1 protein-coding gene is annotated in these 333 nt (G+C 44.4%); it reads right to left on the bottom strand.

Going from position 1 to position 333, the window contains the following annotated elements; genetic code table 11:
• Positions 1-333: transposase (locus PSI06_RS21200; RefSeq protein ID WP_273604841.1), on the bottom strand; the 333-nt coding region annotated here is incomplete at both ends.

Raw genomic sequence — 333 nt, 5'->3', positions numbered from 1 at the left:
CTCCAGCGAGTTGCCATTGATGGAGTAAGCCTAAGGAATAAAAACCACGGTCAAAAAGGGTCAGTGAATGATTAGGCGTATCGCTAATTAGCTGCTCTGCTAGCACCATTTCATTCGATTTGTATTTGTCAAACGCGCTATTAATGAGTTGGTGGCTTGTCAGCTCCATTTGGCACACCATGCGGATTTGAGGAAATGCCGTGTGCCCATACTGAGTACTACCAGAGCCATACTTTTCACGGTTTTGAGCAGTATCAGTCGTTCTCCACACAACCCCATCGACACCGAGTAAATTTAGTCCATTCCATATTTCGAATTTACCTTGTTGATACC

The sequence above is a fragment of the Pseudoalteromonas sp. GABNS16E genome, from assembly GCF_028598715.1.
Taxonomy (GTDB): domain Bacteria; phylum Pseudomonadota; class Gammaproteobacteria; order Enterobacterales; family Alteromonadaceae; genus Pseudoalteromonas; species Pseudoalteromonas atlantica.
The sequence above is the reverse complement of the archived record's forward strand: the minus strand, read 5'-3'. Positions and strand labels throughout refer to the sequence as shown.